Raw genomic sequence first — 20946 nt, 5'->3', positions numbered from 1 at the left:
AGAGGAAGAGTGAGTCCATCTTGCAAAAAAGGCCTTTAATCAGTCTATATTTTGTTAAAAAAGAGAGTGGCTTTTTGGATAACGACTATTTTCAAATTCATACATAATCTTGGTTTTCCCTAGAACGCGGTAGTTGCGCGTTACAAACTGGTTTCTCGCATTCAGCGTACCTGCAATAAGAATAGTCATCTGATCTTCTACCTCTGCTAAAAAAGTCAGGGAATGAGTAGCAATCAGGCAATTTACCACTTGGTCTTTTGCCTGCAAAGTAAAACGAACAAGCGGTTGTGGGGAATAGGTAAGAATTTTAATTTTGCTAACGGTTCCTGTTAAATGCATTATCTATCATCCTTCCTCATACCAATCCTGTGAAAAATCGGCTTCCTGATAGTCATCTTGATAGTCTTCTGTTTCTTGTGAAGCAAAGACATCGAAGCTAGACCATTTTTTTTGCTCCACCAGTTGAATGTGGCGAATATCTTCACAAAGAATAAGGGTATCTCCAATTAGTAAGGTATCTTCGTAAAACTGTCCAGAAAAAAAGCCTTCAATCGATTCTAGTGGGCGCCCCCAGGTATCTTGTCCATTTAGTTGGATACTAACTGCTTTTGTCTTTAGAAAGGCGGTTGTTAAGACCGCATTGATTTCTTGGATGCTCATTTGAGGAAGTAGCGGAATCGTTTTGATGGCCTCTGCGTGATTTTCATCAATACTAGAGGTTAATTCATCTAAAGCAAAGGCGGTGACCCATTTTAAAAAGCCACGATCATGGTAGTTGTTATAGTCAGAAAATTCTTTTTTTGTTCGGTTCCTCATCAGTTTTTTCACCTTCTATTCCTGCCATTCCACCTGCGTGACCACCAACCAAATTACTTCGGGCGATGGCTCGCCCTCCATCTAATAAACTATTCGCATGAACCAAACTGCTAAATCCATAACGACTTCGGATGGTATCAACTGCTCGATCTGTCGTCATTTGCTTGACTTGGTCATCTGGACTAGAAAATAAATCTAACTGAATACTATCTGTAAAAATGAGCTTTGAGCAACCGACAGAAATATTTCGAACATCTTGGTTTTTGTAATGGTGTCGAAAAATCAGCAGAAGATGTTCAGCTAACTGTTTACTACTGGCTGTAGGGGAGACTTTCATTTGTTTATGAAACCCTTTCTTACCTGAGGGATCTACATATCCTAATGAAAAACCAATCCAGAGAGAGACAACTTGTGTTTGCGCATGCATCCTACGAAGTCGAGTGGCTACTTGATCGGCCATCTCTTTAATGACTAATTCAATCTCATTTTTCCGCGTATAGTCTTTGTGTAGTACTTGAGAGTTTCCGATTGATTTTTCTTTTGGTTTGATTTTTTTGCCAAGAAAACTTCGATCGATTCCCCAAGCATGGGCATAGAGCTGTGCGCCTAAAACACCTAGTTGCGATTTTAAATAGTAGTAGTTGGTATGTGCCAAATCATAAATTGTTCGAATACCCATACGATTTAGTGTTTTGGCGGTACGGCGACCGATTCCCCAAAAATCTGTTAGCTTTTGGATGGACCAAAGTTTGTCGGGGATATCTTCGTAACGCCATTCCGCCTTCATCCCTTCTATATGCTTGGCTTCGTTATCTAAAGCCAGTTTGGCTAACAAAGGATTGTCACCAATGCCAATTGAAGTGTAGAGTCCTGTTTTTCTATACACATCAATTTGAATCTTTCTTGCCAGTTCGTAGGCAGATTGACAATCAAAAAGCTGAAGAGAATTGGTCACATCTAAAAAAGATTCATCTACTGAATATACATGATGGTTTTCCTCGTCGGTATAGCTTTTATAGATAGCATTAATTTCTCTGTTTTTTTGCATATAAATCTTCATTCGAGGAGAAGCAATCACTAAATCGTCGGGATAAGGGAAAGGCAAGTCACGTGCGCGACTAACATTTGTGATATTATAGGCTTCTTTTGCCATAGGGGAGGAGGCTAGAATCAATCCACTACCTCGTTCGGTTGGACTGTCGCTAGGGTAAGACATCACAACCAACTTTGTTTTTAGCGGATCTAAATTACGTGCAGCACACTCCACAGAGGCATAAAAACTCCGACAATCAATACACAAAATATCTCTGCTAGGTTCTTTTGAATAATCGAAAAAGAGCTCCGTGTTATACATCTTCCAATCACCTCAATAAAAATTATACGAACGTTTGTTCGATTTGTAAAGCGAACAAACTTTAAAAATTTAGAAAAGTTTTTATTTAGATTACGAGAGGAAAAAGAGGCGCATTTTTAGAGAACAAAAAAACCTTATAAAAAAAGTCTTCATCATGGGTAATGAGAAGCGCTTCTTATAAGGAAAATCATAAATTATTTTTATCCGTGAATGAAAGGTTGTTTTTTTCTTGTCTTCACTAATAGTGGAATGACAAGTGATACGGCAACTAATGCGGTTATTGCAGCAACTCTTTTTTTCATAAAGATCGGCTCCTTTCAAAAGTAAACAGCGACGCATAATTTCGCGCTACGTGAACGGTAGGATTCGAACCTACACCTCAAACATCAGAGAACAAACCATCGTTAATTCTCGAAAAAGAGTCATAACACCACGTTCATCCACGAGAGGGTGAGGGTGGCAGATGAGCCACTCTCACTTGAAAATTAACAAAATTCCTTTTACAAGAGAATAAAAGGGAATCGGAAGAGGGAAATGGTCCCTTTTGTTAATGTATCTATAGAATAATCGACAAAACTTAAATCAAATGTAAAAAAGGGTAAAAAAAGTCCTAAGAGTGTGAAAAAAAGAAGAAAATTCGAGAATAACAAGTTAAAGAGAGTAAAAATAAAGAAGAACCCCTTCAAAAATGAGGATTTACACCATTTTTGAAGGGGGACTGTGGAACCTGTATGTGAGCTAAGCTTGCTGCTCATTTTTTCTAAATTCAATCATTTCCTTAATTAAAGCGTTAGGGAGCGGTTTGTTATAGGGAAATTGAACGGCTCCTTTACTTGTTTTGTAGTCGGAAAGCTGTTCTGAGAATGCTTCTATGGCAGAGGGTGTTGGGTAGAAACCCAAATGTTTTTTCATCCCTGCAAAATGAATTAAATTTTCTCCTTGAAAAAACGTGGGCATACCATAGCTCATTTTTTCAACTGCATCAGGCAAAACTTCTTTCGCGATTTTGTAAACAGTTTGTAAATATTCTTGTTGTTCTGTAGGTGCTGATTGAATGTAGTCGGTGATGACGGTCACGTGAATTCCTCCTATAAAGTTATCTGTGTCAATTTGGCAATAGGTCTTTTTCTATGCTCTTCACTTTGAAGTATACGTAGTTAGGAAGTGGACGTCAATGTTTGTTTGAATTATGCTTAATGATGAAGATAGCTCAGAAATTCGTCTGATTTAACAAAGAAACAAGTTTAGCCAAAGTAATCGATAAAAAGGAAGAATCCCACAAGTGTTGATTGGTGTATCGGAAACTTGTGGGATTCTGAGTATTCAATTTAAATTTAGAAGAAATTAGATTGATTATACGCGGTCATAGTCTTCTAAACGAATCGCTTCTAATTCATCTTCGTTAAAGTTCAGCTCTTGATTTAACACTTGTTCAACTGCTTTGATTAATGAAGCCGCATCTAAATGATATTTCTTCATTAAGTAGGGTTTTGACGCACCGTGTGTCCATTCATCTTGGATACCAACTTTCACTAATTTTTTGTTTAGTTGATTTTCAAGCATTACTTCACCAACAGCTGTTCCTAACCCACCAATTACGGTATGGTTTTCCATAGTAACTACGCCATACTTGGCTTTTTTGATGGATTCAACGACTAAAGGATCTGTAAATGGTTTTAATGTAGTGATATGAACATGTTGCACAGAAATTCCTTTGTTCTTTAACCATTGTGTAGCACGCATAGCCTCCTCTGTACATATACTACTTGAGAAGAGTGTAATATCTGTTCCTTCAGAGATTACGCGCCCTTTGTTAAACTCTGTTGGTTGTTTTGGATCGAATAGGCGAGGCATTTCTCCTCGTAACATCCGGACATAAATCGGTGCGTTTAACTCTTTACAAATTTGTAAAACGGATTCGACATCTGTAGCATCCCCGCAATCAAAAATATTCATATTAGGAATCGTTCGCATGATTCCAACATCTTCAATTGATTGATGTGTGACGCCACCAGGGGTAGTGATACCTGGAACGAATCCTAGTAAAGAAACAGGCAGGTTTGGATAAGCGATGGACATTTCCAACTGATCTAATGGGCGTCGATATAAGAAGACAGCGAATGTGTGTAAGAAGGGTCTGAAGCCTTCTCTCGCAAGTCCAGCAGCCCAACTTAACATGTTTTGTTCTGCTATCCCCATAGAAAGATATTTTTCAGGTAATACTTTAGGGAACTCTTTTACTTCACATGAGGTGCCTAAATCAGCAGATAATACGAGAACATCTTCGTTTTCTTGTGCGAATTTAATCATGTTTTTTGAATGAACATTTGATTCTACTTTCATTATTTTACCCCTTTTCTTTATGCCATTTCATTATAAAATTTTTGGTATTTGTCGAATTCTTCTCCTTGTTTTAAGCGTACAAAATGAAGAATTGGGCGGCGTTCCTCTAAATAAGGTATTCCTTGAGTTGGGTTTGTGTAACATAAGATAACGAGTGGTTTCCCAACTTCTCCTTGTTTTGTTGCCTCTTCAATTGCTTCTATATCATGTCCGTCGACTTCGACGGCTTTTGCTCCAAATGCGTCAAACCGAGCTTTTAATGGTTCGATAGCCATAACAGAGTCGGTTGTTCCTTCTACTTGAGAGCCATTGACATCTACAAGGAGGACTAAGTTATCTAATTTGTAGAATGCCGCAGCTTGGATGGCTTCCCAAAGCTGGCCCTCTTGCATTTCACCGTCTGACATCATGACATAAATTTTGCCATCTTCTCCGCGGAGTTTTCTAGCATGAGCGGTTCCTCCTGCAACACTAATCGCTTGGTCCAAAGTTCCCGCAGCATTCTCAAATCCTGGGGTGTGATTTGCGCCAATCATTTCCATTGCGTAGCCATCTCGGTTAAACATTTCTAATGAGCTTTGCGAAAGTCTGCCTGCTTCAATGAGTGCTGCATAAACAGGGGCAGCATAGTGAGCTGGAGAGATGAAAAAGCGATCGTAGGGTGCAGATAAGTCGCCATGATAGTCTGCGCCTTGAATATAGTCCATGTTATCGTTAGAAGGTGTTCCGGGAAATGGGCCAGGAACTTTAGGTGCTTTACTTTCAGTGATATTAAGAACTCTGAGATAGAGAGTTGCTAACAATTCCGCTGAAGAGCAAGCTTGAGAAAGGTAGCACCCATTTCTTTCAAGTGTTAACTGTAAGACATGCTTTCTGATATTTGTAGCAGCTGTTTGTACTTCTGAGATTGAATGATTTTGTGACATTTTGAAACCCCTTTCGTTTTTATTGACCATAATTAGTTTGGTAGAAATCGTAGACCTCAGAAACATAGTCTGTATCTAGAGGTGAAATCCCTTGATTCAATGTTTTTGCGAAATAGACGCTTTGGGCTGTTTCTTCTAAGATGACTGCAGCTTTTAATGAAGATGTGGCACTTTTTCCAACTGTAAACACCCCATGGTTCTTTAATAAAACAGCCGGACAATTTGTTTCTTTGTAGCATCTAGAGATTTCTTCTCCAATTGCTTTTTCTCCAACAGCTGCAATGTTTGAGGTAGGAATGGTGTTACCGAAAACCGCAGCTGAAGTTGTGGTGTAAATCTCCAATGGCTCACCAAGAATAGAGAAACAAGTAGCGTAGGGTGAATGCGTATGAGTGATGCCAAATACATCGGGACAGTTTTTATAGACATATAGATGAGAATCCGTATCTACTGATGGTTTTAGCTCGCCCTCGATGACATGACCTTCTAAATCTACAACAATCATCTTCTCTGGAGTTAAATCTTCAAAATGAATTCCGCTAGGTTTAATGACTACAAACCCAGTTTCTGGATCTCTAGCGCTGACATTTCCGCTTGTCCAAAGAACGAGTCCGTTTTTAGGAAGTGCTTGATTGTCCTTACAAACGATGCTCTTTAATTTTTCTAACATAATGTACCCTCCTAATTTCTATTTTTTCAATTACATTATTTCACCGTTGTGAAAAAATGTCAACAAGTATATTTTTGTATTTTTAGTGATGTTTAATAATTAGTTCCTTGACAATGTCAGTAAAACCAAATGTGTAAGCGTTTCTAAAAAGTTGTTGACAGCAAATGTTCGATATGTAACAATACGGGTATAAAGTTCTTTTGTTTGAAATAAATTTCATTAGGAGGGAAAGAATTGGAATTATTGCAAAGTATTTTAAACTCTTTTGGAGCGGCGGTAGTTGTTCCGATCATGTTGTTCATTGTGGCGTTGTTTTTGAGGGTGACACCAAAGAAAGCTTTTCAGTCTGCCTTGAATGCGGGGATTGGATTAACAGGATTTAACTTGATTGTTAATTCGTTTGTTCCTATTATCACACCGGTCATTAACAAAATGGTTGAACAAACTGGGATTCGCTTACCCGTATTAGATACAGGTTGGCAAGCGACTTCGGTAATCGCTTATTCTACACAAATTGGCGTCATCTTTTTGGTTGTCGGATTGGTATTGCAAGTAGTTTTATTCCTAATTAAATGGACAGATGTTTTCATGCCGAGTGACATGTGGAATAATTATTCATTTATGGTCTGGGGCTCAATGATTTATTTGATCACCAATAATATGATACTTGCTATGACATGTATGATTGTACAAAATTTATATGTCATGTTATTTGGAGAAGTAATCTCCAAACGGTGGGCGTCATACTACAATCTTCCTGGAACTACGCTAACTGCACCACACCATGTCTGTAGTGTTCCTTACGCTATTACGATGAATTGGTTATTAGACAAGTTAGGCGCAGATAAGGTAAATTGGGACCCACAAACCTTGAAGAAAAAACTAGGATTTTTGGGAGAACCTGTTACATTAGGTTTGTTCTTAGGACTTTTGATTGGAATTATGGGGAATTTAAATGCGCTTACGACTTTGGAAGGCTGGGGCAGCGTCTTCAGTGTCGGACTAGCAACGGGCGCGGTAATGGCTGTTTTCCCAAGAGTGGCAAGTATTTTTGCTTCTGCATTTACTAGCTTAACGAATGCAAGTAAGAAAACCGCAAAAGGAAACGGAAAAGATAGAGAATGGTTGCTTTCAGTGAATGATGCAGTTGGTTATGGAGAACCAGCGACATTGATGACGGGGCTAATTTTGATTCCTATTATGGTTCTATTAGCAATGGTGCTTCCAGGAAATGAAACTTTACCATTAGTTGATTTGATTGCTTTACCTTATATGGTTGAAATGATTATCTGTGTCTCAAAAGGCAATGTATTTAAAGGGATTATCTCCGGTGTTATCTGGTTTACAATTGGGTTGTATGTGTGTACATTCACCGCCCCTTATTTTACAGAAGTTGCAGCTCAAGTAGGTGTAACTATTCCAGAAGGCGCTATGATGATCACAAGTTTTGGTATTTTGTATAATCCAGTGATGGCCTTGATTTTCTTGAGCTTCTTGTCAGGTAATTATGTGTTGATGGGCGTGGTCGTGGCTATATATGCTGTGATGTATATTGTCTTCAAAAAAAACAAAGAAAAAGTTTGGTCATTCATTGAAAATGATAAGACACCAACTAACGAAGAGGTGGCTGCATGAAGGCATTAGTCAAAACAGCTCCTGGATATAATCAAATGGTGCTTCAAGAAATTGACAAACCCGTACCAATGAATGCAGAGGTTTTGGTAAAAGTAATGTATACGGGGATTTGCGGAACGGACATGCACGGATTTAAAGGGGAATATGACCGTTTAAAGACACCACTAGTTCTTGGACATGAGTTTTCAGGAATTGTAGAAGCGATTGGACCGGACGTTGATCAGGTTAAACTAGGTGATTTAGTGACTAGTGAAACAACATTTTCAACTTGTGGAGAATGTGCGTCTTGTAAAAATAAAGAATACAATCTTTGTTTAAAGAGACAGGGATTAGGTTCCCAAGTTAACGGCAGCTTTGCTGAGTATGTGTTAACAAGACAAGAGAGTATCCATTTGTTGAATGATCAGATTTCTTTACTGGAAGCATCAATTACGGAACCTATTGCTTGTGGTGTGCATGCTTGTATGGAAAAAACACAAGTCAAAAAGAATGATTATGCAATTGTTATCGGCCCTGGACCAATCGGATTATGTTTAACGCAAGTTTTGAGCGGAATCGGTGCGAAAGTAATTGTACTAGGGATTACCCAAGATAAACAGCGATTGCAGACAGCTAAAGAAGTGGGTGCAGATCATGTCATTGATACACAAACAGAGGACGCTGTTTCGATTATTCAGGAATTGACGAATGGTGTTGGTGCAGATTATTGTTTTGAGTGCTCAGGTGCTGCACCAGCAGTGAAGAACGCATTTGATTATTTAAAACAAAAAGGAACACTAGTACAAATGGGCGTTTTCTCCAAAAATGAGAATTTATTGGATTTGAATTCGATTGTTCAAAGAGAAATGACTATCATCGGTTCTCGTTCGCAAAAGCCTTCTACATGGTTAATTACATTGGATTTAATGAAAGAAAACAAAATTGATGCAAAAAAATTAATTACAAAGGTCTATCCGCTAGAGGAATGGGAAGCAGCATTTGAGGCAGTACTAGCGGGAAATGAAATTAAAGTCGTGCTACAACCGAATCAGACTTAATGGGGGCAAATAGTATGGTGGATAATCAATTAATTGAAGAAAGTTGTATTTTTTTGAATCAGGATATTCAGACATTTGAGGAAGTAATTCAAATGGTGGGGGAACAATTTGTTGCCAAAGGAATCGCAAAAGAGAGTTATGTTCAAGCAGTGATTGATCGAGAAAAGATTTATCCGACTGGCTTGCCTGCAGATGGTTACAATATAGCCATTCCTCATACCGATTCGAATCATATCTTACGACCTAGCATTGGTGTGGTTGTGACAAAAAATCCAATAGAAGTTTCTATGATGGGCAATCCCGAAATGAAGCTTTCTTGCCAGATGTTTTTCCCATTAGCGATGGAGCATCCTAAAAAACAATTGGCACTATTAAAACAATTGATGAAGTTTTTCCAAAATAAAGAAGACTTAGAAAAAATTTGCGCGGCAACAAACAAAAAAGAAGTCTTACAAGTACTAAATAAAATTACCTTATAAAACATTGGAGGAAATAGAAATGTCAAAAATCAAAGTATTGTCCGTTTGTGGATCAGGAACAGTCAGCTCAGCAATGGTTGGAGAGCGAATTGTTGAATTGTTATCAGAACATGGTTATGAAGTAGAAATAGAAGAAGTAAGTCCGGGTATGGTCAAAGGAGCGGTTGTAAATGGAGGGATTGATTTAGTGGCCTTTACAAGTCCAATTGATCCAGAAGATGCAAAAGGAATTCCGCAAATTAATTCTGTAGGCCTTCTTACTGGGTTAGATGAAGAAACATTTATGGAGCAAGCTTTGGAGGCTTTGAAAAATTTGGGAAAATAACTACCCAATAGTAAGGAAAAAAGCGTGGTTGAGTAATAGTTATTCTGAAGGATTGGGACCTAACAGTCTCAGCCCTTCTTTTTTCAAAAATAGTGTAGATTCCTGTGAATTGGCTGACAAGTTTTATTTTAGTCTGTTTTTAAGGAGGAAAAACGTATGCGATTAGTAGCATTAGATATTGATGGAACAATATTGAATTCCAAAGGGGAGCTCACGCCAAACGTAACAAAAGAGATCCAGCGGTGTATGGATGACCCTGAATTACAGGTTGTTTTTTGTTCAGGGCGAAACCTAGCAGGAATTAAGCGTTTATTTAAAACACTCCAGACATCCGGTGAGCAAGCTCATGTCCTGTACAACGGCGCGTGTATTCAAAAAGAGACAGGTGAAAAGTTATACGAAAAAACAATTTCTGGCCATCAGTTTATTGAGGTACAACAATATTGTGAACAAGAACATTTGACATTGGTTGCTGTCAAAGAAGATTCTGTTATCTCGATTACGAATAAACTGAACAGTTCAGCGATAAAATTTTGTTATCTGACTGAAAGTGATATCTGGTTTAGAAGGATAGAGGAGTGTCGTTGCGACCAGTATTTAAAACTGATGATTTGTGAAAAAGAGCAAATTATTAATAACATAAAGGGAAACATTAACCAACAATTTTCTAATCAATTTTATTGTATACAAGGTCATGAAGAATTTATTGAATTAGCCCCAAGTGGTGTCAATAAAGGAAAAACCTTGGCTAAACTGGTAGAGTATTATAATATAGATAAGGAAGACGTGTATGTTGTTGGAGATAATGAGAATGATTTATCTATGTTTGAATTATTTTCAAACTCGATTGCCATGGGAAATGCTGTGGTAGAGTTAAAACAAAAAGCAAAAAGAGTTTGTGCATCAAATGATGAAGATGGAGTAGTTGATGTACTCAAAAATATACGTAAATATATTTGGTAATTCGGAGGAAAATGATGGCATACGATATTTCCACACTATTAAAGGTCGCAGAACTATACTATTTAGACAGAGTAAACCAAAGTGAAATTGCCAAAAGAATGGGTATTTCACGTCCCTCAATTTCTAGAATTTTGGAAGAAGCTCGGGAAAAAGAGATTGTTAAAATTTCTATTGAAGCCCCATTTGAACGAAATAATCGTTTAATGAGTCAGCTGCAAGAAATGTTTCAACTCAAAGATGTGATTGTTGTAAAAGATTTAGGTGAGTACAATTATAATATGGAAAATGTTGGAAAAGCCTCTGCAGATTATTTATGTAGCATTTTAACAGAAACTTCTATTTTAGGGATTTCATGGGGGAATGCAGTAGAAAAAATGGTGAGTAATTTTCCCAAAATAAAAATGAGTGACATGAAAGTTGTTCAGCTAAATGGTAGCTTAGGATCAGAAGGTGAATCCAAAGATGGAAATGAGTTGGTTTTTCGATTGGCTCAAAAAGTTGGCGGACATCATGAGTTCTTTAATGCACCTGCTTTTGTTGATTCAAAAATGCTACAAGAAGCCCTTCTATCACAACCTCAAATTATTGAAAATATCAAATTAGGGAAAAAAATGAATATCGCGTTTGGTGGAATAGGAAATTTAGAAGTTGCACATAATACACTTGTTTCATCGGGTATTTTGGACAATCAAGATTTACTAGTTTTAAGAAATGAAGGAGCAGTCGGCACGATGATGGGACGAGCCTTTGATTTAAGCGGGAATGAAGTATTGTATAAAAACCGATTTCCAATTTCAGGAGAATTAGAGTCTTTAAAAAGTGCGCCTATAAGTATTGGTGCTGTTTGTTTAAAAGAACGCGCGAAAGCAACATTGGGAGCCATCCGTGGTGGTTTAATCAATGTATTAATCTGTGATGAGAGCTTGGCCAATGAACTATTAAACATAGCTTAAGAGGTGAGGACTTGCGTTATAAGATAGAACGAGAAAAAATTGTAACTTATGGAAAGAAGATGTTAGCCGACCAACTAACCACAGGGACGGGTGGGAATATTAGTACTTTTTTACGAGAAGAGCAGCTCATGTTGATTAGTCCCAGTGGTCTTAATTATGAGGAAACCTTGCCTGAGGATATTGTTCTTTTAGATTTAGAAGGTAATATTGTAGAAGGGCGAAGAAAACCTTCGAGTGAGTATGACTTACACCGAATTTTCTATCAGAATCATCCGACGATTGGTTCTGTTGTGCACACACATTCAGAATATGCAACATCTGTGGCTTGTTTGAACGAAGAAATTCCACCTATCCATTATTTAGTTGGTTTGATTGGCGAAAAAATCAGATGCTGCAAATATAAAACATTCGGAACTATGGCGCTTGCAGAAGAAGCTTTTCAAGTGATGGCAGACAATAAAGGAATATTGATGGGCAATCATGGTGTATTGGCTGTAGGTGAGACCCTAGAAAAAGCGTATGGAACGGCTGCAGATATCGAATTTTTAGCTAAATTGTACATTCATGCAAAAAGTGTCGGTACACCAACTTTGTTAAGCAAGAATGAGATAGCTGTCGTGTTGGAAAAAGCAGCCAATTATGGTCAAAACGCGCATAGCTAAAGGGAAATTAGAAGAGGCAGATAACTCTCTGTTTAGTCTATGATGTGTGGAAAAAAGGAATCAATACAACAGCTTGAGGTTGGGACAGAAGTGTTTAACTCTGAGAACCGGGTAGGTACTGTGCAACATCAACTCATACTTTGTTGTGTTTTACAGCAATAAGAACCTTCAACTCTAGCATGTCTCATGCGTAGAAGTTGTTGAGAGCGGAACAACGTCCTTCAATTCTTAAGGTGTTTCACCTTTAGAGATTGATGAGATCGAAGTGGTTTTACGGAGTGAAGACCTTCAACTCTAGCATGTCCCATGCGTAGAAGTTGTTGAGAGCGGAACGCAGTCCTTCAATTCTTAAGGTGTTCCACCTTTAGAAATTGATGGGGCGGAGTGAAGATGGAGTTGCTTCTGTACCCACCGTTTATTCGGATAAAGAGATCCTGAGACTGGGACATAACTTATAAAGTTGTGTCCCAGTCTCAGGCTCTTTTTTTAGAAGGCGGGTTCTTCAGATAGGTAAAACCATAGATAAATCATGATTATTGTCTCAAATTAGTCAGAGTTACTAAACAAATGGCCTAGATTCCTAATTGACAAGTATGCCTTCTCTGTCTATAATTAAAACACTTAATAAACCAACTTAAATAAATGGTTAGGGATGATTCTATGCAAATAAAAAAAAGAATAGAGCGAGGGGCACCTTATTTGGAGAGCTGTCAGAGCCCATCAAGAGAGCGACTTCTTGCCGAACATCGGATGAGGGAGTTTAACCAAACGAAACCAGATGAAATTGTGCTAAGATTTTGTCTGTTCAAAGAAATTTTCGGTGTTCAAAAGAAAGTCAGAATTGAGCCGCCTTTTTTCTTTAGTTATGGGAGAAATATTCAGATTGGTGATCATTGTTTGATTCATTCCAATTGTACCTTTTTGGACGAAGGGAAGATTTCGATTGGAGAAAATGTTTTGTTTGGTACGGGGGTTACCATTCTTACAAGTGAACAATCAATCAATCCAAACGATGGGGAATTTATGTATACGAAGGCAGTAACAATCAAAAATAATTGTGTTATTGGCGCGAATGTCACGATTTACCCAGGAGTGACTATTGGTGAAAATGCCGTGGTAAAAGCAGAAAGCGTAGTATCCGAAAGTCTTCCAGATAATTGTGTTGCTAAAGGGAATCCGTGTAAAGTAGAACAAAAAATGAATGACCAAGATTAGATGTTTTACGAAGGAGACAGAAATATTTGCTGAGAAGAAGGTTACTGAGATTATGAAGACGAGTGTGCATACAAAAAATAAACGTTGAGAGGGCTTCTCCACGCTTTGAATTTCAGGATGGGTGTGTCTACAAAAAAAGAGAGGTTGGGACAACTTTATAAGTCTCAACCTCTTATTTTTGCGAGTGCTTGTTTAATAAACGGCTAAATCATAAGGCGTGCCTCTGTAAATCATCCAATGCAGCCCATAGACAATGGATTGCTCAATATTGTCAGCGTAATTAATGATCGGGACATTGGCTTGTTTATTTAAGTAGGTATTTTCAGATAATGAGTGCTCGACAGCTTCTTTCATTGAATTGTCAATGGAAATAATGATACGGTGGGGCGCAATGACGGCATTGTAAGTGGCTAAGAGATAATTGAGATTCTCAATAAATTCTTGGCTATTTTTTGCGCTTCCTTTTTCAATAAATAAAGGTAAGTATTTGGCTTCACCAGCTAATGAAACTTGGCCTTCTAGAAGGGTCGAATTTCCGATGATAGTGACGCCAGGGACACTGTTTTGCGGATAATAAACGCCGACGATAGTTTCGGATAGTTTGATATGGTTCAATATACTATAACCAACCGTTAGGACATGGGCATCATTTTGAAAATAGCACGTAATTTCAGTTACTTCTTTGACTAATTGTTCGACGTTCCAGTCATTCATCTTCTCATACCAACTAGAGGTAATCACACCATTGGCTACTTTTGCTGGAAATAAAACGGCAATCGAGTCAATCGTTGTCTGATCGCTCAAATTAGCGGCAATCAATAATTGAAACTTTTCTGGCGAGATTTCATGAAAATCCTCTTTTTTATGTGAGAGAATGGTTCCGCCCATATTTATCGTGTATATATCGACATAAAGTTGATGATCAAATTCTATAAAAGAAAAGAGGAGAGATTTTTGTGAATTATAGTTAAACTCATATTGAGTCGCAGGCCGCCCAAGTTCTTTTTGCACATTCGGATGCTCGAGTAATATAGTTTGATCAACTAACTCCTTGAGTAAAACATTCACCGTGACCATGCTAATTTGTGTAGTAGCGACTATTTCTGCAGCAAACATTCGTTCATTTTTAAAAATACAAGAGGTGACTGCATCGATATTTGCTTGGCGGATGAGATTTTTTTTGGAAGTCATTTAATTCCTCCTAGATTTATTAAGTAGATTAATTAAGTATAGGTCAGTTTATAGGTAATGTAAATCTTATTATTGAAAGTCGCTAGAATAGAAAAAATGACTTGACTATTTTTATATAATTGATAAACTTAATAAACAACATTAATTAAATAGGTTTGAACTTGGGAGGGAACACGATGATCAAATTAATTTTAACAGATATGGACGGAACTTTTTTAAATAGCCAGGGAAGCTTTGATAAAGAATTATATATCCAGGTCAAAAAAATGTTAAATGTGCAAGGTATTGAGTTTGCGCCTTGTACAGGCAAACAATGTGAGCGGGTAGAGGAATTGTTTGGTCCAGAGTTATCAAAAGATTTATGGATTCTGGGCGACAGTGCCACACGGATTAAACATAATGGTGAGTTTGTCTATCAGTCATTGTTGCCGAATAAAATTGGCTTGAGTATTATTGAAAAACTGGAGAAAATCGCCGAAAATCAGACAATTATTGCGTGTACTTCTACAGCTGCAGTCATTAAATCATCTGTGTCAGAAGATGAAGAAAAAATTGTTCGAGGATCGTATCAAGTTGTTAAAAGCGTCGATAATTTAAAAGAAATTACCGATGATTTTGTAAAAATCACTGTGTTCGATGCTCATAAACGGTGCTTTGAAACGGTCAAAGAGCTTGATGAATTTAAAGACCAAGCCTATCTAGTGGCTTCGGAAGCTGCTTGGATCGATATTTCAAACTACAATGTTCATAAAGGGACGACCGTGAATAAGCTACAAGAAATTTTAGGGGTAAGTTATGAAGAGACAATGGCGTTTGGGGATGGCCTAAATGATATCGAGTTACTTGCCTGTGCAGACTATAGTTTTGCGATGCGAAACGGGTTTGAGGAAACAAAGAAGGTCGCGAATTTTATCACTCAATCTAATGATGAGAATGGTGTATTAAATACCATCAAAAAAATAATCTCTCTTCAAGAAAAAAGCACTTATTGAACCAGTTATCAGTTTAACTTTTTTGTATCATCGTAAGCGCCTTGGTTATTGTTTGTGGGAACACCACTCAGTAATAGAGGTCGCCTTGCGATGATTTTCTTTTATTACGATGTAGAAGGGGTTAATTTATTTATTAGATGCTAGATTGTTCCTCAATAATTCTTCATTGTCTACAAGCCATTTTTTTAGGTTATAAAATACCGGAAGTACAGATAGACCCAATTCAGAAAGAGAATATTCAACAGGATGTCCAGTTGAAGGGGCTCCTTTTTTTGAGAGTAATCCCATATTGACGAGTGAATGCAAGTTTTCTGCTAGGACTTTTCTTGAAATTCCTTCAATTGATCGCTCCAGTTCTGCGAATGTGCATGCCTTGTTTTCTAAGTTTAAAATGATGAAGGGTATCCACTTTCCCAAAAGCGGAGAAGCTAAGTTTCTTAAATGTTTTTTTTCATCGCAAATATATGTCATGGCTAGTTACCTCTAAGTACCTTCTTTTTTTATTTTTTATTCTATGTAGACTAATTATAACGGAAAAAGAGAGGATGAACGGGATGAAAAAGCATTTTTTTAAGAAATTTGAATTTGAATTTGAAACTTATCGATTACTTTGGTATGGTTCGACAGGAGGTTCAGATTTCACGGAAGTAGCCAACGTTACGGAAAAAATTAAAGATGGTAACTATGAATCATGGCATAGAGAGTGGCAAAAATTTGCAGAAAAGCTTGAGACGCGTGCGAGTTTGTTTACAGAGCCACAAGTAGTAGGAAAGGCTTACCTTAGAGCCAGTCGCTACTATCAAGCAGCAGAATTTTTTTTGGATCCCCATGATTCACGTAAACGAACGATGTATGATAAATCGGTGACCTTATTTTATAAAGGCTTGGAAAAAATAGATGTGGCTTATGTAACTCATTCAGTTAGCTATCAAAATGCGTTACTAAGAACGGTCTTTTTTTCAAAGCAAACACCCGAGTCAAAAGGAACTGTTTATGTTTGTGGAGGATTTGATGCGTTATTAGAAGAGCTATATTTTACAAATGCAAAATATCTCACAGAGAATGGATATGATGTGATTATTTACGAAGGACCTGGGCAATCGGATGTCATCCGCAATTATCCACTTCCTTTTGACAAAAATTGGAATCAAGTTGCTTCTGTGGTGAAAGAGTTCTATCAAACGAACTATTTACTTTCAGAGTATACGATAGGAATTGGCCTTTCTCTAGGCGGACTCTTACTTTCTAGAGCGGCTAGTTTAGATCAGAAGTTGTATGACAGAATTGTATTATATAATTATTTCCCATCAATGATTGAGTCGTTTAAATCATCTATTCCTACTTTTTTACATAGATATCTTACGAAAGGCTTTCCCGATGTCTTGGAAAAATTGATTTCTTATTTCATTTCAAAGCAGCCTTACTTGAATTGGCAAGCCGAGCATGCTAAATGGGTGATAGGAGCCTCTAGCTTGAATGAATTGTTGGTACACTTACAAGAATTGAGTGAAGAAATTGCCTACACTAGATTAGTGACGGATACGTTAGTTTTGGCGGCTGAAAAAGAACATTTTTATCCAAGTAAGCTTGCTAAAGAGTTTTTCCATAAAATTCCAGCAGAAAATAAAAAATTGATTTTATTTAATAAAAGTGAACATTCGACAGACATGCACTGTGAAGCTGGGAGTGGGTACGCGGCTAATGATGAAATAGTAGAATGGCTAGCTAATCGAAAAAATAAAGATTAATACGAGCTAATCTGCGAGTCCTTTAGGAATGGAATGATTCAACATAAGTTGGAAATTGCTTGATTTTTTTTGATATAATGAGTCGTGGGATAGCTAATAGTAGACAAATGAGGAGCGACAGATGATAAACGAATTAACAAAAGAAGACTTATTGAAAACGGTAGCTATGTTAGAAGCGAATCTCATAGATAAAACTTACTATCTAAAGGCGTGTTACGAGGCATCGAAAAAGATAGTTGCAAGGAATTATGGCTAATTGATTTAGCTTATACGACAAATAATCACGAGGCGATCCGTGTCTTGTTGCGTTATATATATTCTGAGCCGTTTGAAAAATTTGACAGCTCAATTAGTGATTATTATGTGGCTTCACAATTAGTTAGGTATGAAAAAAAGACAGTTGATGGTACTCATTGTTGCTTAAATGTGGAGAATATACGGATAATGCTTATGATGGAGGGAAGGAAGACTGTAGTTTTTTCTTTGTGAAAGCAACGGATTTGGAGATAAACAATTCTTATCTCAGAAGAAGTAATCAGTATACTGTGGTAAAAAAGCTGTATCCAACTGAAATGAAGGAGATTAACAGGTTATTCCAAATGTTTGAGGGCTATCATGATGAAGATATCAAATAAACCGCTTGAAGCGATACAAAACGCAGACCATAGAAAAAGCACCTTGTGTGGTCGACAAGGTGCGGGTATGTAAAAAGTGATGCAAATAGGAGTATCTTCATACCGTTAAACACAGTTTATCATAGAGGGAAATGAGTAGAAAATAGAATGCACTTTTTTTTAACGTAGGCTGATTTGTTTGGCTGATGAGTGGATAAACGCTATAAAATGGGGGATTTTTTCAGGTTTGCCAGCTGATTAACTACACATAGTTTAGAATTTATGGTACAATAGTTTAGCAACAATGAAGTAACTTCTTTTATTTTACGGGGACGTTACGGATTCGACAGGCATAGTTGAGCTTGAATTGCGCTTCGTAGGTTACGTCTACGCTAAAACGTTACAGTTAAATATAACTGCTAAAAACAATAATAACACTTACGCTTTAGCTGCCTAAAAACAGTTAGCGTAGATCCTCTCGGTATCGCCCATGTGCTCGAGTAAGGGTCTCAAACTTAGTGGGATACGCTAAATTTTTCCGTCTGTAAAATTTAGAGGAGCTCATCAGACTAGTGATGTTCGACGCCTGTTATGCGGCAGACAACAAAGCGAAACTTTAATAGTATAACTATGAGCGTAGAAGTTGAAGTGGCAATATGTTTGGACGCGGGTTCGACTCCCGCCGTCTCCATTGTAGTGTTTCACTACTTGTCAGTATATGTCAAAACTCTTTATTTACAAGGGTTTTGACATTTTTTGTTTTCTCTATTTATCCCTGTTTGTCTACAAATCTACATCAAATCTACATCAAAAACTAGAAATCTACATAGTTATTAAATTTTGTAGCTAATTGTTCTTTGGCATGTTTTGAGACATGTGTATAGACGTCCATCGTGGTTTGAATATCGGAATGTCCTAAACGTGCTTGAACATCTTTTATAGTTGCTCCAGCTTCAAAAAGGAGAGAAGCGTGCGTGTGTCTAAATCCATGTACTGAAATTCGTTTCATGGGCTTTTTTCTATTTTCGTCTACTTTATCCTGAATAGCTAACATCCATTTTCTGGGCTTGGAGGTAGACAAAATTCCTCTTTTGTCAGACATAAATATTAAGTCATCTTCATTTTCGATATCACTCTTAAATTCTTGTAGAATGTCCAATGTTTTATCATCTAACGAAATGCGTCGAATACTAGACGGGTTTTTAGGTGGTTGGATGTATAGGCCTGTTTCTTTTCTGCTAACAGCTTTGGTGATATTAAGTGTCTTTGATTCAAAATCAATATCCAACCAATTTAGAGCCAGTGACTCACCAGTTCTCATACCTGTAAAAGCTAGTAGTCGAAAAAATACATAGGCTCTGAAATTAATAGATTTTTCAGCAGCGGCCATAAATTCCTTTAATTCAGGCTTATCATAAAAGTTAAGATCGTCATCATTTTTCACTTTCTTTTTCCGAACAGGCTTTTTAATAATCTTTGTCGGATTGATGGTTATTATTTGCATGCGCATAGCGTAATCAAATACAAGACCAGCATAATTCATTACTGTATTTGCACCAGCTAACTTCTTGTGCCAGGCAGTCATTTGTTCTTGTACGTCAAGTGGTTTTATTTCATCAATGTAAAGCGTAGAGAAGGCGGGTAAAATATGATTTTTAAAGAGGCGCTCGGTTTTAAGTAGAGTAGATTCTTTAACTGTCTGAGTGTATTCAACTATCCATAAGTCATAGATATCTTGATAAGTCTTTTTTTCTTCTACTAATCTAATTTTTTCTTCATCAAGCCCCAATTCTAATCTTGCATAGGCATTCTTAGCCTCTTTCTGAGTCTTAAATCCTCGACGTGTAACATTCTTTTGTTTCCCATTAATTACGCCAGAATAGGCTGTAAACATCCATGCCCTGGTTCCGTTTTTCTTTTCGTATTGTTTAAAAGTAGCCAATTGAATCAACTCCTTAATTTTGATACAATAGACATGACGAAATAAGCCTATTGTTTATTTATGCTTAGCACGCCATTCTTTCGACGGAGGGGCGTGTTTTTTTATTTAAAAATATCATCATCCAAAAATCCAAAAGGATTTACCTCTTCTATAGGTTTAAAATCATCAGATGTAACTTCCATATCTTGTAATATTTCATTCCAAAAAGAAGAACCAGCAAGTTTATCCATATACTCAGTTTGTGCTAGAGTTAATAACTTATTTTCCTCATTGATTTTTTTTCGCCAGGAATAAATATAACGATTGATAATCAAGAAAACTCTTTTATTACCTCTTCTAAACTTCCAAACATAACTTAAGGAGATATCAGAGGCTATACCTAAAGTGTAATTAAAAAAGTTTAATAATCGGTTGTGCATTGCGGGAGCACTCATATTTGAGCTTCTACACATATCTTTAAATGTATATTCACTCTTGAGCATATATTCAAGTCTTTCATTGGTGCAGAAAAGAATTGAACCTATAATATTGGCTTCATTTTCAAATGGAATTAACTCAGGTGAGTATTTTCCATCAATTTGTTCATTTGATAGAGAAACGAAATATTGCTTTTTACTTTTATCCATTACGTGAAAATAGAAATGGCAAAGTTCATGAAGAATAGTGAATATGATTCTTTGAGTAACACAATCTTGGTTAATCATAATTAATGTTCGTTTGCCCATGGGGATTGTAATTCCAGATATCCTACTGCATATTTCCTGATCTAAAAATGTGAAGTCGGCAGATTTAACAATATTGGGATTTTTAATCCATGAAGAATCCGGTTCAATGGCACTCTGCCAAGCTCTGTCGTCGCTATCCACTAAATTATCAAAGGCTAATGATATATCTTCACTGAAAAAGGTAAAATGAATATTGAAATTATCTTCGAAATATTCAATAATGTGAAAATATCTTAATTCAGCCAAAGAAACCTTTTGATAAGCTGCTATTTGAAACAATAGGCTTTGGGCTTTATCTGAATAATTCAAATAATCTTCAACGTTAACTTTTTGATACTCATAATTTGCCATAAGAA

Annotated in this window: 23 protein-coding genes and 1 other RNA gene; 13 read left to right on the top strand and 11 right to left on the bottom strand. The window is 37.0% G+C overall.

All coding sequences use genetic code 11. The annotated features are described in order from the left end of the window. Positions 1–54: 54 nt before the first annotated feature. The 7 genes from IGI37_RS10685 to IGI37_RS10655 all read right to left on the bottom strand — a co-directional run bounded on the left by IGI37_RS10685 (position 55) and on the right by IGI37_RS10655 (position 6109). Entirely contained in the window at positions 55–339 is a 285-nt protein-coding gene (locus IGI37_RS10685; protein ID WP_438761803.1) for a hypothetical protein, read from the bottom strand. Between the two features lie 6 nt (positions 340–345). Then, positions 346–816, bottom strand: coding sequence for a hypothetical protein (locus tag IGI37_RS10680; RefSeq protein ID WP_438761802.1), 471 nt, complete (start codon positions 814–816; stop codon positions 346–348). Then, positions 785–2170, bottom strand: a complete 1386-nt coding sequence (locus tag IGI37_RS10675) for a Y-family DNA polymerase (protein ID WP_438761800.1) — start codon at positions 2168–2170, stop codon at positions 785–787. The genes IGI37_RS10680 and IGI37_RS10675 overlap by 32 nt, the downstream gene beginning before the upstream one ends. A gap of 738 nt (positions 2171–2908) precedes the next feature. Continuing rightward, positions 2909–3247 carry an iron chaperone gene (locus tag IGI37_RS10670; protein WP_438761799.1) on the bottom strand — a complete coding sequence of 113 codons (339 nt, stop codon included), beginning with the start codon at positions 3245–3247 and terminating at the stop codon, positions 2909–2911. 276 nt (positions 3248–3523) lie between these two features. Next, complete coding sequence (locus IGI37_RS10665) at positions 3524–4513, bottom strand: transketolase family protein (RefSeq protein WP_438761797.1); 990 nt, start codon at positions 4511–4513, stop codon at positions 3524–3526. A gap of 17 nt (positions 4514–4530) precedes the next feature. Beyond that, positions 4531–5439 (bottom strand): transketolase, encoded by a 909-nt coding sequence (locus tag IGI37_RS10660; protein WP_438761795.1) that lies wholly within the window; start codon positions 5437–5439, stop codon positions 4531–4533. 19 nt (positions 5440–5458) lie between these two features. After that, positions 5459–6109, bottom strand: coding sequence for an L-ribulose-5-phosphate 4-epimerase (locus tag IGI37_RS10655; protein ID WP_438761793.1), 651 nt, complete (start codon positions 6107–6109; stop codon positions 5459–5461). Positions 6110–6343: 234 nt separating this feature from the next. On the opposite strand from IGI37_RS10655, the gene IGI37_RS10650 reads away from it, so the two are divergent. The 8 genes from IGI37_RS10650 (at position 6344) to IGI37_RS10615 (ending at position 13378) form a co-directional block, all read left to right on the top strand. Then, positions 6344–7744, top strand: coding sequence for a PTS galactitol transporter subunit IIC (locus tag IGI37_RS10650; RefSeq protein ID WP_438761792.1), 1401 nt, complete (start codon positions 6344–6346; stop codon positions 7742–7744). Next, positions 7741–8781, top strand: a complete 1041-nt coding sequence (locus tag IGI37_RS10645) for a zinc-dependent alcohol dehydrogenase (RefSeq protein ID WP_438761790.1) — start codon at positions 7741–7743, stop codon at positions 8779–8781. The genes IGI37_RS10650 and IGI37_RS10645 overlap by 4 nt, the downstream gene beginning before the upstream one ends. 14 nt (positions 8782–8795) lie before the next feature. Next, positions 8796–9260 carry a PTS sugar transporter subunit IIA gene (locus IGI37_RS10640; RefSeq protein WP_438761788.1) on the top strand — a complete coding sequence of 155 codons (465 nt, stop codon included), beginning with the start codon at positions 8796–8798 and terminating at the stop codon, positions 9258–9260. 19 nt (positions 9261–9279) lie between these two features. Beyond that, positions 9280–9585 carry a PTS sugar transporter subunit IIB gene (locus IGI37_RS10635; protein WP_438761786.1) on the top strand — a complete coding sequence of 102 codons (306 nt, stop codon included), beginning with the start codon at positions 9280–9282 and terminating at the stop codon, positions 9583–9585. Between the two features lie 156 nt (positions 9586–9741). Beyond that, complete coding sequence (locus IGI37_RS10630; protein WP_438761784.1) at positions 9742–10548, top strand: Cof-type HAD-IIB family hydrolase; 807 nt, start codon at positions 9742–9744, stop codon at positions 10546–10548. Between the two features lie 14 nt (positions 10549–10562). Continuing rightward, positions 10563–11501: a sugar-binding transcriptional regulator gene (locus tag IGI37_RS10625; RefSeq protein ID WP_438761782.1), complete on the top strand. Its 939-nt coding sequence runs from the start codon at positions 10563–10565 to the stop codon at positions 11499–11501. 11 nt (positions 11502–11512) lie between these two features. Beyond that, positions 11513–12163 (top strand): L-fuculose-phosphate aldolase, encoded by a 651-nt coding sequence (locus IGI37_RS10620; RefSeq protein WP_438761780.1) that lies wholly within the window; start codon positions 11513–11515, stop codon positions 12161–12163. Positions 12164–12823: 660 nt separating this feature from the next. Continuing rightward, the gene (locus IGI37_RS10615) at positions 12824–13378 is read left to right on the top strand and encodes a sugar O-acetyltransferase (RefSeq protein ID WP_438761779.1); all 555 of its coding nucleotides are present in this window, start codon (positions 12824–12826) and stop codon (positions 13376–13378) included. A gap of 192 nt (positions 13379–13570) precedes the next feature. On the opposite strand, the gene IGI37_RS10610 is transcribed toward IGI37_RS10615, so the two are convergent. After that, positions 13571–14569: an ROK family protein gene (locus tag IGI37_RS10610; RefSeq protein ID WP_438761777.1), complete on the bottom strand. Its 999-nt coding sequence runs from the start codon at positions 14567–14569 to the stop codon at positions 13571–13573. A gap of 176 nt (positions 14570–14745) precedes the next feature. On the opposite strand from IGI37_RS10610, the gene IGI37_RS10605 reads away from it, so the two are divergent. Continuing rightward, complete coding sequence (locus IGI37_RS10605; RefSeq protein WP_438761776.1) at positions 14746–15561, top strand: HAD-IIB family hydrolase; 816 nt, start codon at positions 14746–14748, stop codon at positions 15559–15561. 126 nt (positions 15562–15687) lie between these two features. Here the strand turns inward: IGI37_RS10605 and IGI37_RS10600 are convergent, their stop codons facing one another. Continuing rightward, complete coding sequence (locus IGI37_RS10600) at positions 15688–16032, bottom strand: winged helix-turn-helix transcriptional regulator (RefSeq protein ID WP_438761774.1); 345 nt, start codon at positions 16030–16032, stop codon at positions 15688–15690. A gap of 83 nt (positions 16033–16115) precedes the next feature. Between IGI37_RS10600 and IGI37_RS10595 the strand changes: the two genes are divergently transcribed. From IGI37_RS10595 to ssrA, 4 genes are all read left to right on the top strand, one after another. Beyond that, the gene (locus tag IGI37_RS10595) at positions 16116–17309 is read left to right on the top strand and encodes a serine aminopeptidase domain-containing protein (RefSeq protein WP_438761772.1); all 1194 of its coding nucleotides are present in this window, start codon (positions 16116–16118) and stop codon (positions 17307–17309) included. Positions 17310–17430: 121 nt separating this feature from the next. Next, positions 17431–17565 (top strand): hypothetical protein, encoded by a 135-nt coding sequence (locus tag IGI37_RS10590; protein ID WP_438761771.1) that lies wholly within the window; start codon positions 17431–17433, stop codon positions 17563–17565. Between the two features lie 160 nt (positions 17566–17725). Then, a complete protein-coding gene (locus IGI37_RS10585) occupies positions 17726–17944 on the top strand; it encodes a hypothetical protein (protein WP_438761770.1) in 219 nt (72 codons plus the stop codon). A gap of 307 nt (positions 17945–18251) precedes the next feature. Then, positions 18252–18617, top strand: a transfer-messenger RNA (tmRNA) gene (gene ssrA, locus IGI37_RS10580). A 120-nt stretch (positions 18618–18737) separates the two neighbouring features. Here ssrA and IGI37_RS10575 read toward each other — a convergent pair. Both IGI37_RS10575 and IGI37_RS10570 read right to left on the bottom strand, forming a co-directional pair. Further along, on the bottom strand, positions 18738–19865 hold the full coding sequence (locus IGI37_RS10575) for a tyrosine-type recombinase/integrase (protein ID WP_438761768.1): 1128 nt from the start codon (positions 19863–19865) through the stop codon (positions 18738–18740). A 101-nt stretch (positions 19866–19966) separates the two neighbouring features. After that, positions 19967–20941: an ImmA/IrrE family metallo-endopeptidase gene (locus tag IGI37_RS10570; protein WP_438761767.1), complete on the bottom strand. Its 975-nt coding sequence runs from the start codon at positions 20939–20941 to the stop codon at positions 19967–19969. Positions 20942–20946 lie beyond the last annotated feature (5 nt).

The organism is Enterococcus sp. AZ194 (genome assembly GCF_051713825.1).
Taxonomy (GTDB): Bacteria; Bacillota; Bacilli; order Lactobacillales; family Enterococcaceae; genus Enterococcus_K.
Note: the sequence above shows the minus strand (reverse complement) of the source record. Positions and strands in the feature narration are given on the sequence as shown.

Coding starts and splice junctions, on each gene's coding strand:
- IGI37_RS10605 (WP_438761776.1), top strand. CDS start 14,746: ATGATCAAATTAATTTTAACAGATATGGACGGAACTTTTTTAAATAGC.
- IGI37_RS10640 (WP_438761788.1), top strand. CDS start 8,796: ATGGTGGATAATCAATTAATTGAAGAAAGTTGTATTTTTTTGAATCAG.
- IGI37_RS10675 (WP_438761800.1), bottom strand. CDS start 2,170: ATGTATAACACGGAGCTCTTTTTCGATTATTCAAAAGAACCTAGCAGA.
- IGI37_RS10660 (WP_438761795.1), bottom strand. CDS start 5,439: ATGTCACAAAATCATTCAATCTCAGAAGTACAAACAGCTGCTACAAAT.
- IGI37_RS10625 (WP_438761782.1), top strand. CDS start 10,563: ATGGCATACGATATTTCCACACTATTAAAGGTCGCAGAACTATACTAT.
- IGI37_RS10645 (WP_438761790.1), top strand. CDS start 7,741: ATGAAGGCATTAGTCAAAACAGCTCCTGGATATAATCAAATGGTGCTT.
- IGI37_RS10595 (WP_438761772.1), top strand. CDS start 16,116: ATGAAAAAGCATTTTTTTAAGAAATTTGAATTTGAATTTGAAACTTAT.
- IGI37_RS10600 (WP_438761774.1), bottom strand. CDS start 16,032: ATGACATATATTTGCGATGAAAAAAAACATTTAAGAAACTTAGCTTCT.
- IGI37_RS10685 (WP_438761803.1), bottom strand. CDS start 339: ATGCATTTAACAGGAACCGTTAGCAAAATTAAAATTCTTACCTATTCC.
- IGI37_RS10655 (WP_438761793.1), bottom strand. CDS start 6,109: ATGTTAGAAAAATTAAAGAGCATCGTTTGTAAGGACAATCAAGCACTT.
- IGI37_RS10590 (WP_438761771.1), top strand. CDS start 17,431: ATGATAAACGAATTAACAAAAGAAGACTTATTGAAAACGGTAGCTATG.
- IGI37_RS10680 (WP_438761802.1), bottom strand. CDS start 816: ATGAGGAACCGAACAAAAAAAGAATTTTCTGACTATAACAACTACCAT.
- IGI37_RS10615 (WP_438761779.1), top strand. CDS start 12,824: ATGCAAATAAAAAAAAGAATAGAGCGAGGGGCACCTTATTTGGAGAGC.
- IGI37_RS10570 (WP_438761767.1), bottom strand. CDS start 20,941: ATGGCAAATTATGAGTATCAAAAAGTTAACGTTGAAGATTATTTGAAT.
- IGI37_RS10610 (WP_438761777.1), bottom strand. CDS start 14,569: ATGACTTCCAAAAAAAATCTCATCCGCCAAGCAAATATCGATGCAGTC.
- IGI37_RS10630 (WP_438761784.1), top strand. CDS start 9,742: ATGCGATTAGTAGCATTAGATATTGATGGAACAATATTGAATTCCAAA.
- IGI37_RS10665 (WP_438761797.1), bottom strand. CDS start 4,513: ATGAAAGTAGAATCAAATGTTCATTCAAAAAACATGATTAAATTCGCA.
- IGI37_RS10635 (WP_438761786.1), top strand. CDS start 9,280: ATGTCAAAAATCAAAGTATTGTCCGTTTGTGGATCAGGAACAGTCAGC.